Source organism: Pedobacter rhizosphaerae, from assembly GCF_900111155.1.
Lineage (GTDB): Bacteria > Bacteroidota > Bacteroidia > Sphingobacteriales > Sphingobacteriaceae > Pedobacter > Pedobacter rhizosphaerae.
In genome coordinates, this window is the sequence record NZ_FOGG01000007.1 from 112,120 (window position 1) to 126,740 (window position 14,621).

At 39.6% G+C, this 14,621-nt stretch carries 11 protein-coding genes; 4 read left to right on the plus strand and 7 right to left on the minus strand.

All coding sequences use genetic code 11. From position 1 onward, the window contains the following. Positions 1 to 72: 72 nt before the first annotated feature. Together BMX11_RS07695 and fabG are read left to right on the plus strand one after the other, a co-directional pair. A complete protein-coding gene (locus BMX11_RS07695; RefSeq protein WP_090883134.1) occupies positions 73 to 1,161 on the plus strand; it encodes an agmatine deiminase family protein in 1,089 nt (362 codons plus the stop codon). A 233-nt stretch (positions 1,162 to 1,394) separates the two neighbouring features. After that, complete coding sequence (fabG, locus tag BMX11_RS07700; RefSeq protein ID WP_090883136.1) at positions 1,395 to 2,138, plus strand: 3-oxoacyl-[acyl-carrier-protein] reductase; 744 nt, start codon at positions 1,395 to 1,397, stop codon at positions 2,136 to 2,138. A 133-nt stretch (positions 2,139 to 2,271) separates the two neighbouring features. Here fabG and BMX11_RS07705 read toward each other — a convergent pair whose 3' ends face one another. Next, entirely contained in the window at positions 2,272 to 3,009 is a 738-nt protein-coding gene (locus tag BMX11_RS07705) for a L,D-transpeptidase family protein (RefSeq protein ID WP_090883138.1), read from the minus strand. 149 nt (positions 3,010 to 3,158) lie between these two features. Between BMX11_RS07705 and BMX11_RS07710 the strand changes: the two genes are divergently transcribed. Beyond that, positions 3,159 to 5,243 (plus strand): hypothetical protein, encoded by a 2,085-nt coding sequence (locus BMX11_RS07710; RefSeq protein ID WP_090883140.1) that lies wholly within the window; start codon positions 3,159 to 3,161, stop codon positions 5,241 to 5,243. Positions 5,244 to 5,436: 193 nt separating this feature from the next. Here BMX11_RS07710 and BMX11_RS07715 read toward each other — a convergent pair whose 3' ends face one another. The 4 genes from BMX11_RS07715 to BMX11_RS07730 form a co-directional block, all read right to left on the minus strand. Beyond that, on the minus strand, positions 5,437 to 6,051 hold the full coding sequence (locus tag BMX11_RS07715) for a trimeric intracellular cation channel family protein (RefSeq protein WP_090883142.1): 615 nt from the start codon (positions 6,049 to 6,051) through the stop codon (positions 5,437 to 5,439). Positions 6,052 to 6,142: 91 nt separating this feature from the next. After that, entirely contained in the window at positions 6,143 to 6,442 is a 300-nt protein-coding gene (locus tag BMX11_RS07720; protein WP_090883339.1) for an FtsB family cell division protein, read from the minus strand. Between the two features lie 208 nt (positions 6,443 to 6,650). Next, on the minus strand, positions 6,651 to 7,946 hold the full coding sequence (gene eno / locus BMX11_RS07725; protein ID WP_090883144.1) for a phosphopyruvate hydratase: 1,296 nt from the start codon (positions 7,944 to 7,946) through the stop codon (positions 6,651 to 6,653). A 193-nt stretch (positions 7,947 to 8,139) separates the two neighbouring features. Next, positions 8,140 to 8,904 (minus strand): alpha/beta hydrolase, encoded by a 765-nt coding sequence (locus BMX11_RS07730; protein ID WP_090883146.1) that lies wholly within the window; start codon positions 8,902 to 8,904, stop codon positions 8,140 to 8,142. Between the two features lie 190 nt (positions 8,905 to 9,094). On the opposite strand from BMX11_RS07730, the gene BMX11_RS07735 reads away from it, so the two are divergent. Further along, complete coding sequence (locus BMX11_RS07735) at positions 9,095 to 11,461, plus strand: mechanosensitive ion channel family protein (protein WP_090883148.1); 2,367 nt, start codon at positions 9,095 to 9,097, stop codon at positions 11,459 to 11,461. Positions 11,462 to 11,654: 193 nt separating this feature from the next. Here BMX11_RS07735 and dacB read toward each other — a convergent pair whose 3' ends face one another. Then, the gene (dacB, locus tag BMX11_RS07740) at positions 11,655 to 13,067 is read right to left on the minus strand and encodes a D-alanyl-D-alanine carboxypeptidase/D-alanyl-D-alanine endopeptidase (protein WP_090883150.1); all 1,413 of its coding nucleotides are present in this window, start codon (positions 13,065 to 13,067) and stop codon (positions 11,655 to 11,657) included. 259 nt (positions 13,068 to 13,326) lie between these two features. Further along, a complete protein-coding gene (locus BMX11_RS07745) occupies positions 13,327 to 14,316 on the minus strand; it encodes an aspartate-semialdehyde dehydrogenase (RefSeq protein ID WP_090883152.1) in 990 nt (329 codons plus the stop codon). Positions 14,317 to 14,621: the final 305 nt, after the last annotated feature.

The window sequence follows — 14,621 nt, forward strand, 5'->3', positions numbered from 1 at the left end:
ATTTTAACTTTGCAATCATACGTTTTATCTTCTGACTTTCGGACCTCCGACTTTCGGACTTAAAATAAAAACATGTCTCAAATACCACCAAATAAATATACGCTTAAACCCGATCAGTTTGAGTATTCGCCGAAAAAGCAAGGATATTCTTTTCCTGCTGAGTGGGCAAAGCATGAGGCTACCTGGTTAAGCTGGCCTCACAAGGAGGCTTCCTGGCCAGGTAAAATCGAAACGATTTATCAACCCTATTGCCAGTTTATTAAAGCAGTTGCTGAAGGTGAAAAAGTACGCATCAACGTTAAGGATGAGGAAATGAAAGCTTTTGTAATTGCTGAGCTGGAAAAAGCTGAAGCTGATTTAAGCCAGATTGAGTTTTATTTCAACGAAACCAATGATGCCTGGTGCAGGGATCATGGACCGGCCTTTGTGCTTAACGGAGATAGTAAGGCTGTTGTTGATTGGGGCTATAATGCCTGGGGTGGGAAATACCCTCCATTTGATTTGGATGATGTAGTGCCTACTAAGATTGCCAAGCAATTTGATTTACCGCTATTTCTTCCTGATATTGTAATGGAAGGTGGTTCTGTAGAGTTTAATGGTGCTGGTACGATTTTAACTACTACTGCGTGTTTACTCAATGAAAACCGTAACCCACATTTAACCAAAGAACAGATAGAACAATACTTATTGGAATACTATGGGCAGGAGCAAGTGCTTTGGTTGGGTGATGGAATAGTTGGCGATGATACTGATGGACATATAGACGATATTACCCGTTTTGTGAATGAAGACACCGTGTTAACGGTTGTGGAAAGTGATCCGGCTGATGAGAACTATCACCTGCTTCAGGAGAACCTGGAGGCTTTAAAAGCCATGAAACTCAAAGATGGAAGATCATTGAATATTGTTGAGCTGCCTATGCCTGCTCCGGTTATTTATGACGATACGCGTTTACCGGCTTCTTACGCTAATTTTTACATTGCGAATGCAGCGGTAATTGTTCCTGTTTTTGATGATGTGAATGATGAAAAAGCACTGGAAATTATTCAAGGGTGTTTTCCTGATCGTAAGGTGATCGGAATCAATTCGGTAGATATTATCTGGGGATTGGGTAGTTTTCATTGTTTAAGTCAGCAGGAACCGGCTCTCAGGAGTCATTAGTCTGGACTCGATAGTCTGGAGTCTTGGGCGCAGTTTCGGTTGTGATCCTGAGCTTCCCGATGTAAAACCGGGACAAGCAGTCGAAGGACGATAGAAAGGTTATAGATTTGGTTGTTGAGGGCTTCGACAGGCTCAGCCTGACAGGTGGCTTAAACAGACAGGAAGCTTAGACTGACAGCTAAGATTGGCAAGTAGTTTTAAACTAAGAAGATATAAATAATAAAATATAACAAATGAAATTATTAGAAGGAAAAACAGCATTAGTTACGGGAGCCTCGAAAGGTATCGGTCGTAAGATTGCTGAAAAATTTGCTGAGCAAGGTGCCAATGTAGCTTTTACTTATCTTTCATCAGTAGAGAAAGGGGAGGCTTTAGAGCAGGAGCTGCAAAGCTTCGGAACTAAAGTTAAAGGTTACCGTTCGGATGCTTCTAAATTTGATGAAGCAGAAAAGTTGATTAATGATATCGTAGCTGATTTCGGTACTATTGATATTGTAGTGAATAATGCCGGTATTACCAAAGATGGTTTGTTGATGCGCATGAGCGAAGAGAACTGGGATGATGTAATCAATATCAACTTGAAATCTATCTTTAACGTGACAAAAGCAGCCTCCAAAGTGATGATGAAAGCACGTAAAGGTGTTTTTATTAACATGAGTTCTGTTGTTGGGGTTCAGGGTAACGCTGGTCAGGCGAATTATGCGGCTTCGAAAGCGGGCATAATTGGTTTTACAAAATCGGTGGCTAAAGAATTAGGCTCTAGAAATATTCGTGCGAATGTGGTTGCTCCAGGTTTTATCCGCACTGAAATGACAGAGGTTTTGGATCCTAAAGTAGTTGAAGGATGGGAAAAAGACATCCCTTTGAAACGTGCAGGTGAAACCGAAGATATTGCAAATGTTTGCGTTTTCCTAGCTTCAGATATGAGCGCTTACGTTACCGGACAAACTTTGTCTGTTTGTGGCGGAATGCTTTAAGAGGTATAGGGTTTAAGGTGTAGGTTTTGAGGTGCATATCGCCAAAATCTACACCTTTTTATAAACTAGATACTATATTACTTCGGTGAAAAAACAAAGGGATTTTGACCTTATGGTTCATAACTTACACCCTTTACCTAATCAAGTACTTTCCTTTTACCTCGACGATACCCGAGGAGTTCTTTTCTTTTTCAAATGCCAGATATCCCGCCTGCAATGTTTTCCAGAAACCGGCTTGTTTTGGGAATTGGGCAGCGTATTTTTTTAGATTGCCATCTGTCAACTTAAAAGGATAGATATTAACCGGAATTCTTTCCTGCCCCGCATTTTTAGCTTCTACAGCCAAAATATACACCTCTTTAATTTTTTCGTCTGTTAAGGGTATACAACCTACTGTTACGCAGTTGCCATGGATATATATGTCGCTGCCAGGGCTTCTGCCTTTGCCTGTACGGGCATAATCTACGCTATTAGGAAAGTTGATGCCTAAAGACAGATAGAAGTTACTCATGGGGTTAAATGCGGTGATGTGATAGAAACCTTCTGGTGTTTGTCCGTCGCCTTCATAAAGCTTGGGTCCAATTGTTCCGGAGTGTTCGCAGAAATCATAGGTTCTGAATAGGTTATAGGTTTTATCTTTTCTGTTCTTGAGCCAAACTTCCAGCTTTCCTTCGGTTTTGTAGGCATTGATCAGCATGGAGAACTCATCACCTATTCCTCCAGCTTTTAAAAATTGCTTTAGCACTGTCCATTTTTCGTTATAGGCCGTTTTTACCCGGTTGAACTTGAGCTGTTGTACTTTAAAATTGGTTTGAGCAGTGGCAGACATTAAGGTTAAGGAAAGTAAGAGTGTGAACAGTGTGAGTTTCATAGATTTTGTTTGCTTAAAGATAAGATATATACTTTCCTTCTACAATATGCCTTTTAAAGTATATTTGATCAGCTAACTTTGATTAAGTTCATCTTGACAATATGGTTTAGGCTTTGGACTTTGCACTCTTTTTACCATCTTTATAAAGTATGAACAGTTTCTTTTCCGGTACTTCTATTTTATCTTTTTTAGGTTGTTTGGCTTTGGGTGTTTTATATGCCTGGATACTGTATAGAGGTAATGATAATTTGGATAAAAAGCTGCGTTATGGTTTAACGGCACTGAGAATAATCGTGGTCACTCTTGTTTCCTGGTTGTTTTTTGCGCCATTAATTAAAACGCTTAATTATACTTTGGATAAGCCTGTAATCATTATCGGGCAGGACAACTCACTATCGGTAGGGCAGGTAAAGGCTGCAGGATTTAATCAGCAGCAGTATGAAAAGGATTTGAATGTTTTACGTGATCGTTTGGCCGACCGGTACGAAGTAAAGGTTTATCATTTTGGAGATCGGGTGGCTGAAGGGTATGATTTTAAAAATCAGGCCAAGCTAACTGATGGCTCGGCGCTTTTTCAGCAGGTGCAGGATGAATATGCCAACAGAAATATCGGGGCTATTGTACTCAGTACAGACGGGATTTTTAATAATGGTGGAAATCCTCTTTACCGGATTAATCAGATTAATGCGCCAGTGTATACCGTTGCTTTAGGTGACAGTATTCCTAAAAGAGATGTGCTGATTTCGAATATTAATTACAATAACATAGTTTATCTGGATGATGATTTTACGATTGAGGTTCAGGTGCAGGCTTTCCAGAGCGATGGGGAGCAGACTAATGTTTCCGTAAGTCAGAATGGGGCCAAGGTGAGTCAGCAGAATATTTCCATCAAAGGGAGTGCTTTCAGTCAGCAGATTCCCATCAAGCTCCATGCTGGAAAAATTGGTATTCAGAAGTACACGGTTCAAATTGGGGTTTTGAATAATGAGATTACCATGCGTAATAATTCACAAACCTTTTATGTTGAGGTAATTGATGGAAGGCAAAAGGTGTTGGTTGCTTCGGCCTCTCCACATCCGGATTTGGGGGTTTTAAAAGAAGCCATTTCTTTAAATAAACATTATGAACCGAAGCTTTCGATAGCTGATGATCTTCAACAAATCGACCCTGCGAAATTTGATTTGATTATCCTTTATCAGCTGCCGGATATGCAACATATGTCTACCGCGTTTTTGCAAAAAGTTAAGGCTTTGAAAAAGCCCGTTTGGTACGTGCTGGGGGCTCAAAGTGATGTTGCTGCTTTTAATCGATTTCAGAACCAGGTTAACTTAAGTTCAGCTAATGGCGCTGTGCAGGAAGTATACCCTGAACTGGTTAATGGCTTTACGAGTTTCAACCTCACAGAAGCTGATAAAAGACAATTTCTTGCTTATGATCCGTTGCTGAGTCCTTTTGGCCGTTTAACGGTTAATGCAGGAGTAACGCCGGTATTTAATCAGCGCATAGGGAAGGTAAGTACACAGCAGCCTCTTTTATTTTTTACTACAGAATCGGGACAGAAAGCGGCGTATTTAATGGGGGAAGGATTATGGCGGTGGAGGTTGGCTGAGGCTGAAAATGAATCGCAACAATCTGTACTATTTGATTTGATTTCTAAAACGGTTCAGTATCTATCTGTAAAAGAAGATAAGCGGAGATTTAAAGTGTTTACCTCGAAGGCTGCTTATGATGAAAATGAATCGGTGCAGTTTAATGGTACGCTTTATAATGAATCTTATGAGCCTGTGAATGAATCTGAAGTGCGCTTACAGGTTAAAAATGAGGAAGGAAAGGTTTTTAATTATATCTTTTCTAAAACGGATAAAGGTTATCAGCTGGATGCAGGTGCAATGGCGGCAGGTAATTATACTTATACAGCCAGTACGGATTTAGGGGGTAAGAAGTTTAGTGTCAGCGGTAGTTTTTATGTTAACGCGTTGGTTGCAGAATTTCAGCAAACTACTGCCAATCATCAGTTGTTAAATACCATTGCTAAACAAAGTGGTGGTAAGCTTTTTATGCCACAAGATTTATTGAAAATTGTAGACGAGATTGGTAAAAATGAAAATATTAAAACGATAAGTTACGAGGATCGCAAGTATGACGAGCTAATTAACTTGAAATGGTTGTTTGGTTTAATATTGATTTTGCTGAGTACAGAATGGTTTTTGAGGAAAAGGAATGGGGAGGTATAGATAGTATCGAGTAGATAGAATCAAGTAGCTAGTATCAAGGAGCAAGATGGCTTTCAGCTTGATTCAATATTAAGAATTTATGGGGGGAAGGTTCTGGTCTTGGTTCTTTATTCTTTGCTCTTTTTCGTTTGCTCCTTTCTCTTTGTTCCTCCTAAACCAGACTGAGCACTCAAGACCTCAGACTAAGGACATATCAGTGCCATTCATCACGGTACACAAACTTAGGCATTTGCCATTCGTATTTGATAGAAAGTAGCCTTAGGGCTAATCCAACAATCGCTGCCAGTCCGGTTGCCAGCATTTCACTGCCCTGGAAATGTTCAACACCGATATATACCGCTCCGGTTACGATAGCTGCGCTGGCATAGATTTCTTTTCGGAACAGGAGGGGGATTTCATTGCACAATACATCACGAAGTACACCTCCGGCGCATCCGGTAATCATTCCGCTAAAGAGCACAATTAAATAGGGTAAGTGGATTTGTTGTGCTACCTGACATCCGATAATGGTAAAAACCACTAAGCCCAGTGCATCCAGATATAGAAATAGCTTCTTTAGCTTAGTCATTACCGAGGCAATAAAAGCGGCCAGTAAGGCTGCAGCTGCTGTGATAATGAGATATTCAGGATGTTCTACCCAGCTCATGGGATAATGGCCAAACAGAACATTTCTGACTGTTCCTCCCCCCAAGGCGGTAACCCAGGCAATGATGCAGACTCCAACCCAATCCATATCTCGTCTGCCTGCAGAGAGTGCGGCGGTCATGGCTTCGGCGGTGATGGCAATGATGTAGAGGATGTGGAGCATCGGGAGGTTGATTGGTGAGTTGGGTAATTGCTTAATTGTTCAACTGAGCATTATGCAACTGCAAACTGAGAACTGCCAACTAAGAACTGTCCTAGTCTTTCTTTTCTTCCTTGATGATTACGAAAACATCTTCATTATCTTTTTTCATGAAGTACTTTTCACGGGCAAACTTTTCGGCAGTATTGAGGTTGGTATTCAGCTCGTTGAGGTCTTTCTTAATCTGGAAAGTTTCTTTTTCGAAGTATTCTTTTTCTTCCTGTAATTTATTGGCCTGACTGCGATATTCGTATTGTGAAATCATGTCATTCTTGTCGAAAAATAGCATCCACAAGGCAAAGGCAACCGTTGCCAGGAAATATTTATTCCGGAAAAGATCTATGAGTCGTTTCATCTGGTTGTCTTTAAAAATCGTTGTCATCATCTACAGCAATACTCTTAAGGCCAGGGTTAGTTCTTTTGCAATGGGCTAATGCCTGGAAAGGATGTAAATGTAAACAAAAACATCCGAAGATTTGAAATCTCCGGATGCTGTGCAAATAAGTTTTTCAACTTATTAACAATTGGATAATGGTCGATGGCTTAAACCATTGGCAATGCTATTATTTTTTAGCGTATTTGAAGTTTTTTCCGATGAAACGTGCATTTTCACCTAATTCTTCTTCAATGCGTAATAATTGATTGTATTTTGCAATCCTGTCTGAACGTGAAGCTGAACCGGTTTTGATTTGACCACAGTTTAAAGCAACTGCTAAATCGGCGATGGTCACATCTTCAGTTTCTCCAGAACGGTGACTCATTACTGAGGTATAACCACTGTTTTGAGCTAAAGTTACCGCGTTAATGGTTTCAGTTAAAGAACCGATTTGGTTAACTTTTACCAAGATAGAGTTAGCAGTATCTTCATCAATTCCACGTTGTAAACGCGTTACGTTGGTTACGAATAAATCATCACCTACTAACTGAACGCGGTCACCAACTTTTTCTGTTAATGTTTTCCATCCAGCCCAGTCATTTTCGTCCATACCATCTTCAATTGAGATAATTGGATATTTAGCAGAAAGATCAGCTAAGTATTGTGCTTGCTCTTCGCTTGAACGAATGGCACCTTTATCACCTTCAAATTTAGTATAGTCATATTTACCATCTTTGTAGAACTCAGAAGAAGCACAGTCTAAAGCTAAACAGATTTGTGAACCTGGAGTATAACCAGCAGTTTCAATTGCTTTTAAAACGGTTTCAATTGCATCTTCAGTACCGTCGAAAGTTGGTGCGAAACCACCTTCGTCTCCAACAGCAGTTGATAAACCTCTATCGTGAAGGATTTTCTTCAAGCTATGGAATACTTCAGTTCCCCAACGTAAAGCCTCAGAGAATGATGGTGCGCCAACAGGCATAATCATAAATTCCTGGAATGCGATAGGTGCATCAGAGTGAGAACCACCGTTGATGATGTTCATCATTGGAATTGGTAAAGTGTTGGCATTAACACCACCAATGTAACGGTATAATGGTTGACCAATTTCATCAGCAGCAGCTTTTGCTACAGCTAAAGAAACGCCTAAAATAGCATTGGCACCTAAGTTACCTTTGTTCTCAGAGCCATCAAGGTCTAACATAATTTTATCGATAGCGTTTTGCTCGAAAACATCAACACCTCTTAATGCAGTTGCAATTTTAGTGTTTACATTTTCAACAGCTTTTAAAACACCTTTACCTAAATATGTAGATTTATCCCCGTCACGTAATTCAACAGCTTCATATTGCCCGGTAGAAGCACCACTAGGTACAGCTGCACGGCCAAAAGCACCGTTTTCTGTTACAACTTCTACTTCTACTGTTGGATTTCCTCTTGAATCGAGGATTTGTCTCGCATGGACATTAACGATTATGCTCATTTTTATTTGATTTTTTAATGTTTTTTTAACCTGCTTAGTGTATAAAGTACAATTACTAAGCGCAACATCAAAGTTAGTATATTTTTTAAATAAATAAAGTGTTTTTGAAGAGTAGTTCGTACTAATAGTCAGTACTTAGTATAGAGTATAGAGATTTGCTGATCTTTAGGACATAGTACAGATAATTTAACAATTATTTGTTGATAAATTGATAAAAAGCTGCAAATTCCCGGTGCCAAAACCACTCCTTGTGCCTGCCATCTGCTGGATTCGATACCAGGATATTCGGATTGCTGTGATCTGGATTAATGAGCTGGTACATGCGCAGTACCTCATTAATCATGGTTTCACCTTCTTTACCGCCAACAACGAAATAAATTTGATGTTGCTGAAGATCTGCACGTCTTTCGGCAATGTATTGGAAAATTTCTGGCGCGTACCAAAGTGATGGACTGAATATCCCGGCAGATCCAAAAACCTCAGGATAGCTGGCAATGGTGTAAAGGGATATCAATCCGCCCAGCGATCCTCCTGCAATTGCAGTGTTTTGGCTATCGGTTAGTGTTCGATAATTTTCATCTACAAAGGGTTTAAGTGTTTCAGCTATAAACGCTGCATAAGCAGTTCCTTCAGCCTGGCCATGTTCTCCATTGAAGGGACTATATTCGTTAAACCTTTTTTCTTCATTGTGATAAATGCCCACAACAATCCTTTCTTCACTTCCCGAGCGGATGAGCTCGTCTACCAATTTATCTACGGCCCATTCATTATTTCTGGGTGGCTGTGTGTGGAAAACCTGTTGCCCATCTTGCATATAAATTACCGGGTATCTTTTTTCAGACTTGTTGTAGCCTTTCGGGAGATAAATCTGAATTTTACGATATCTGTTTAGTTGGGGCATGTAAAAAGCATCTGACAGGAGGTGGACATGATCACCGTATTGGTATTTTTCTGGCATATTATCTTTAAAGGTAGAATAGAGTAACTGTCAAAGCTAAGATTATGTTTGTAATCTCCTTTTTTTTAGTCAAGTTGATTTCTTTTGATTGATGCGTCCTGTTTTAACATATTAAAATTAGATTAATAGATGTTTTAGTTTAATTTTGCGTTTCCCCTCTTACTCATTATATATTTTATTGCGAACCTGTATGTTCTTCAAGAATTTTTTAAGAAATAGTGGCTATATTTTTTTAGTTATTGTATTGTCTTTTCTTTTTCAAACCGTTTGTGCTCAAGAGCATCATCCAAAAAAGGCTAAAATAGATACCAATGATCTTGATGAAAGTCAGGTGCCTGTATTGGTTAATAAAATTGAAACTTACAATTTTTCTATTGATCGCAACAGGTTTCTTTTACAACGGGAATATGATGTGAGTGCGATTAAACTGGCATTACCAGGTTTGGAGAAAAAGGTAAAGGGCTTTAAAACCCGGTTTGAAAAGAATAGCTCCAAAATGAATTTAAGGAGTTTGAACAGTTCGGTCATTTTGTTGGCCGAGGTATCTGAAAATTTATCTGATTATAAAACCACTTTATCAGGCTATGCCGAACAGCTTACAAAAAGTAATGCCGCCCTTAAAAAAATACTTAGCGATGCAGGTTTAAAGGTAGAGGTTGAAGATTCGACTTTACGTACGCAGCAACAGGAAATTTTAGTAGAGGGTAAAAGGCTGGCAACAGAACAGTTAAAGGCGCTCAATAATATTAACTTGCTCAATAGCAGGATTTCTGTAGCCTTTTTACAGACTAAAAATCTGGCTTCTGATATGCAATACCTTTCTATTTCGAAAAAGATTAGCATGTGGTCTAGAGAGGTGGCTCCCTTATTTGAAGCAAAACCTGCTGACTATGAAGATCCGTTTTTGCAAATTATAGGCAATGCCTTCCAAAGATCATTCAGGATTATTAAGATCTATCTTGCAGGCAAGATTTCTATTGTTGTATTGAGCCTTTTTATTTTCGGGGTATTAACGGTCTGGATGATATCGAACATGCGCCGAATCAAGAAGCTGGAGGATGCTGAAAGTATTCTTCGTCAGGTTAAATTTTTGAATGGAAAGGTGGTAATCGGGTCACTTTTTGCGTTTTTTACCTATGTGCCTTTTCTTTTTGGCAACCCAACAATGTCTCTGTTGCATTTGCTGGAGCTTCTTAGACTGTTAACGCTGTGTTTAATTTTGCCAACATTTTTAACCCAACAGGGGAGATTGATGTGGTTTAGTCTCTGCGTGCTCTGGGTATTTTACGCCATAGATGATATTTTACTGGATGCTGCATTTGGAGAGCGTTGGGGACTTTTTATGGCCGGCATTTTATTGCTGGCGATCTGTGTTAAAATTTATCGAAGCAAGGAGGGCTTACTTAAGGCTATGGAATCTTCTCCAGCCACGAAGGCATTGAGTGTTTTTACAGTGATTCAAGTGGCTCTTTCTCTGTTTTTTAACCTTACAGGGCGTTTGTCGCTTGCAAAAATATTTGGGGTAAGTGCGGTAGAATGCCTGATGTTGGGGATTACCTTAAAAGTATTTTGCAACATAGTGCTAGAGGCCATTTATATGCAAACTGAGGCCTACCAATCCAGCCGTTTCTCTGATTTTATTAACTATAAATCACTTCAGCATCGCCTTCAAAGGTATTTATGGGTATTGGCTTCGTTGGTTTTCTTTATTTCCTTCGTGAGGAGCATTACCCTTTATGATTTATTAACCACGTCAACTGCTAATTTTTTCTATGAAACTAGAAGCATAGGAAGCTACAAGTTTACCTTTGCAAGTATTGCCATTTTCATCTGCATTATCTGGCTTTCTTCTGTAATCTCTAGCTTTATCAGCTTTTTCTTTGGTCATGAAAAGGCTGTAGCGGGTGGAAAAAGAAGCGGACTTAATTCGATGATGCTGTTGATTCGCCTGGCGATTTGGACTGTAGGTTTTCTCATTGCGGTAGCAGCTGCAGGCATCCCGATTGATAAGCTTTCTATTATGTTAGGTGCTTTGGGTGTAGGTATCGGATTTGGTTTGCAGAATATTGTTAATAACCTGGTTTCGGGAGTCATTATTGCTTTTGAGCGGCCTATTCAGATTGGAGATCAGATTGAAATTGGAACCAAATCTGGTGTGGTGAAGGAGATCGGAGTGAGGTCGAGTAAGATTCACAGTGCTGAAGGATCTGATATTATTGTCCCGAATGGTGATTTGTTATCTCAACACCTGATTAACTGGACAATGCAGGACAGGAGTAAGCGAATGGAATTTACAATTGGCATACCTTACAGTGCCGATGTTGAAGCTGTGCGTAAACTTATTGCGGATAAGCTTGCCCTGAATGAAAAGGTATTGAAACTGCCTAAGCCGGTAATTATTATCCAGGACTTTGGAGAATATTCGATTGGTATTCGTACCCTTATTTGGGTAGCAGATTTATCTGTAGCCGGTGAAGTGCGTACTGAAGCCATGATTGATGTTAAAAGGGCTCTTACTGAAGCAGGTATTGAACTTCAGATCAGGCCATTGAGCTAGGTTTTTTAAGGCAGGTATTTGTTGTCTCAGCAAAGCGGCTCTTTAAAGGTTTCATTTTGTTGGTTCAAGTGTACAAAAAACAGTTAATATTGTTGGTTGTAACCGACAATATTAGCTTTTTGCCATAGAAATGGAAACTGATGTTGCTTTCTGTTGGTGTAAATCAGATAAACAGCAAACAAGCATCATGTAGTTATTTGAGCTCATCAAGTACCCTAAATAGCTTTTTGTTGATTCCGCTGCCGCTATAATTGTTCACGTTAATCACAATAACATATTTATTTCCAGCACCATCAGTATGGTAGCCGGCAAAAGCTGATACATCATTAATGGTACCGCTTTTAATTTTCATGCCATTATATTCAGGCAGTGCTTTATAAAAATCCTGGAACCAGTTTTCCTTCTGAATGAGGTAGAGTACATTGGCCATGGCATTGGTAGTTATGCGGTCGCCGGGAGAAAGGCCACTTCCATCGATAATATTTAAGGCACTTTTATCTATACCCTTCGCTGCCCAGAAGTTGATTTCCGTTTCCGCACCTTTGGCTGTTGTGGCGGCTTTTCCTGATTTTAAGGCCATCGTTTTTAATAAGCTTTCTCCATACAGGTTGATACTTTTCTTTAAAAACCAGTAAGCCATCTCGCTTAAGGTGGGGGAGGTAATGGTACTTATTTTCTGTGTTGCATTTGGGGTATTTTGGTTGTTTAAGGAAAGTAGTCTGGCAGTTGTTGCTGTCTGTGAAGTGGTGATGCCTAATCTCTTCAAGGTATCCTGGAGCCTGTAGGCACAATCAAAAGCAGGGTCGGGCAGCGCTACAGAGATTCCTGATTTTCCAATACCTAAGCCCCAGCTTCCACGTAAATAGGCAACGTTACTATAAGGAGGAAGAAAGGCGTAGGACCGGTCTCCGGTTCCCGATGCTCCGGTTTTGAGTTCGTTTACAATTTGTATATACGGCGTTTCCGGAACGGTTTTAATTACCCGGGCATCATCTGAAGTACTGCTGCCAGGTTTTAAATGAATGTCGAACTGGTTTTCTCTCCAGGCTAATCCTGATGTGCCTGCGCCATAATAATTACCTATATCCTGCCAAACCCAGCCTTCTGGAGTGGTTTGTGTGCCGAAAATGCGGTCGTCGCCGATAATTGCGCCTTCAATTTTTTTAATCCCTGCTGCTCGGATGGCTTCAACCCATTGGTTTAAAACTACATTTTCTTTGTTTTGATAACGCCATGAGCCTAAAGTAGGGTCGCCACTGCCCGCAATGATCAGGTTTCCTTTTAAGGTTCCTTCTGCGGTAATGTTTCCTGAATAGCTCAAGGTAGTTTGGAATTGAAAATCTTTTCCCAGAAGGCTAAAAGCGCTTGCCGCCGTAATGGTTTTTAAGGTTGAGGCTGTAGCTAGTCCAATCTGATCGTTTTTGGCATAAAGTACTTTTCCGGAGTTAGCATCCAGTACACAGAGTGAGGCCATGGCATGCCTGGTTTGCTCGTCGTTAAGAAAGTTATTGAAAGCCCGTTCTATGTTTTGGATTTTATTTTGTGCAGAAGCGGCAATAGCGGAAAATAAAAATATGGATATGATGAATGATCTTAAGGCTCTCATGAGGTATCTAAACAATTTTAGTGGAAGGAAAGATGCCAAAAATAAGGCTTCGTCATCTAGTTCAACGTATTGTAATCACTTTTTTATATGTATACCAGGTTTTTAGTATCAAGATGCTAGTATCAAGTATCAAGATGGTTTTATTGAGTATCAAGATTTGAAGCTTAAACCATATACCCTTTGCCTTACCCCCCTTAAAAGCGGCATAAAAAAACCTGTGAATATTTCTACTCACAGGCGTTTTAAACTGAAGGTTGTTTTAAACCAATTCTTTTTCTAAAAGATATTCTGCAATTTGAACAGCGTTTGTTGCTGCGCCCTTGCGTAAGTTATCGGCAACAATCCAAAGGTTTAAAGCCTTCGGTGCTGACTCATCCCTGCGGATACGTCCAACAAAAACTTCATCTTTTTCGTGTGCGTCTTTAGGCATCGGATATTTTAAGTTGGCTACATCGTCTACAACGATAATACCTGGTGACTTTTCTAAAATACTACGTACTTCAGCTAAATCGAAATCATTTTCAAACTCAATGTTTACTGATTCGGAATGACCTCCCATTACTGGAATTCGAACAGTTGTTGCAGTAACCCTGATAGTCTCATCACTCATGATTTTATTGGTTTCTTTAACCATTTTCATCTCTTCCTTGGTATATCCGTTTTCTGTGAAAACATCAATATGAGGAAGAACATTTAAATCAATTTCGTACGGATAGGCTTTTGGTCCATCAACACCTTTGCGTTCATTCATTAACTGTTCAACAGCTTTTACACCAGTTCCGGTAACCGACTGGTAAGTTGAAACCACTACACGTTTGATTTTATATTTATCGTGTAAAGGTTTTAAAACTACTACCATCTGAATGGTTGAACAGTTCGGGTTGGCGATAATTTTGTTATCGATTGAAAGTTCATGCGCATTTACCTCTGGTACAATTAATTTAATTGCAGGATCCATTCTCCATGCAGAAGAGTTGTCAATAACAGTAGTTCCAGCTTCTTTAAAACGCGGAGCATGCTCCAATGAAGTATTACCACCCGCAGAGAACAACGCGATATCTGGTTTCATGCTGATTGCAGTGTCCATGCTAACGATTGGGAACTTCTTACCCTTAAAAGTAATTTCCTTACCAACGCTCTTTTCTGATGCCACGGGAATCAACTCTGTCAAAGGGAAATTTCTTTCCTCCAATACTTTTAACATTACAGTGCCTACCAATCCGGTTGCACCTACAACTGCTACTTTCATTTTAATTTTAAATTATTACTTTGGTTATTAATTTTATATAATTCCAAATATGCAGAAAATTTTGCTTATATTCTTATTTCGCTAACTCAGCAGGTGTTATTTTCCCATGCTTGAAAAGTTGTGCAGTCCTTTTTGATTTACAATTCATCTCCTTAGCTGTCCTTTTCTTAGCTTTATTTTAAAATGAGAGATCAAAAGTTCGCATTCTTTATCACTTTGATAAAAAGGAAAACCCAGGAAAATTATCCATCCTGATTATTTTAAATGCTGATATAAAGGGTGGTACAGGACTTTAGCACTAAGGA

Coding starts and splice junctions, on each gene's coding strand:
- BMX11_RS07695 (WP_090883134.1), top strand. CDS start 73: ATGTCTCAAATACCACCAAATAAATATACGCTTAAACCCGATCAGTTT.
- fabG (WP_090883136.1), top strand. CDS start 1,395: ATGAAATTATTAGAAGGAAAAACAGCATTAGTTACGGGAGCCTCGAAA.
- BMX11_RS07705 (WP_090883138.1), bottom strand. CDS start 3,009: ATGAAACTCACACTGTTCACACTCTTACTTTCCTTAACCTTAATGTCT.
- BMX11_RS07710 (WP_090883140.1), top strand. CDS start 3,159: ATGAACAGTTTCTTTTCCGGTACTTCTATTTTATCTTTTTTAGGTTGT.
- BMX11_RS07715 (WP_090883142.1), bottom strand. CDS start 6,051: ATGCTCCACATCCTCTACATCATTGCCATCACCGCCGAAGCCATGACC.
- BMX11_RS07720 (WP_090883339.1), bottom strand. CDS start 6,442: ATGAAACGACTCATAGATCTTTTCCGGAATAAATATTTCCTGGCAACG.
- eno (WP_090883144.1), bottom strand. CDS start 7,946: ATGAGCATAATCGTTAATGTCCATGCGAGACAAATCCTCGATTCAAGA.
- BMX11_RS07730 (WP_090883146.1), bottom strand. CDS start 8,904: ATGCCAGAAAAATACCAATACGGTGATCATGTCCACCTCCTGTCAGAT.
- BMX11_RS07735 (WP_090883148.1), top strand. CDS start 9,095: ATGTTCTTCAAGAATTTTTTAAGAAATAGTGGCTATATTTTTTTAGTT.
- dacB (WP_090883150.1), bottom strand. CDS start 13,067: ATGAGAGCCTTAAGATCATTCATCATATCCATATTTTTATTTTCCGCT.
- BMX11_RS07745 (WP_090883152.1), bottom strand. CDS start 14,316: ATGAAAGTAGCAGTTGTAGGTGCAACCGGATTGGTAGGCACTGTAATG.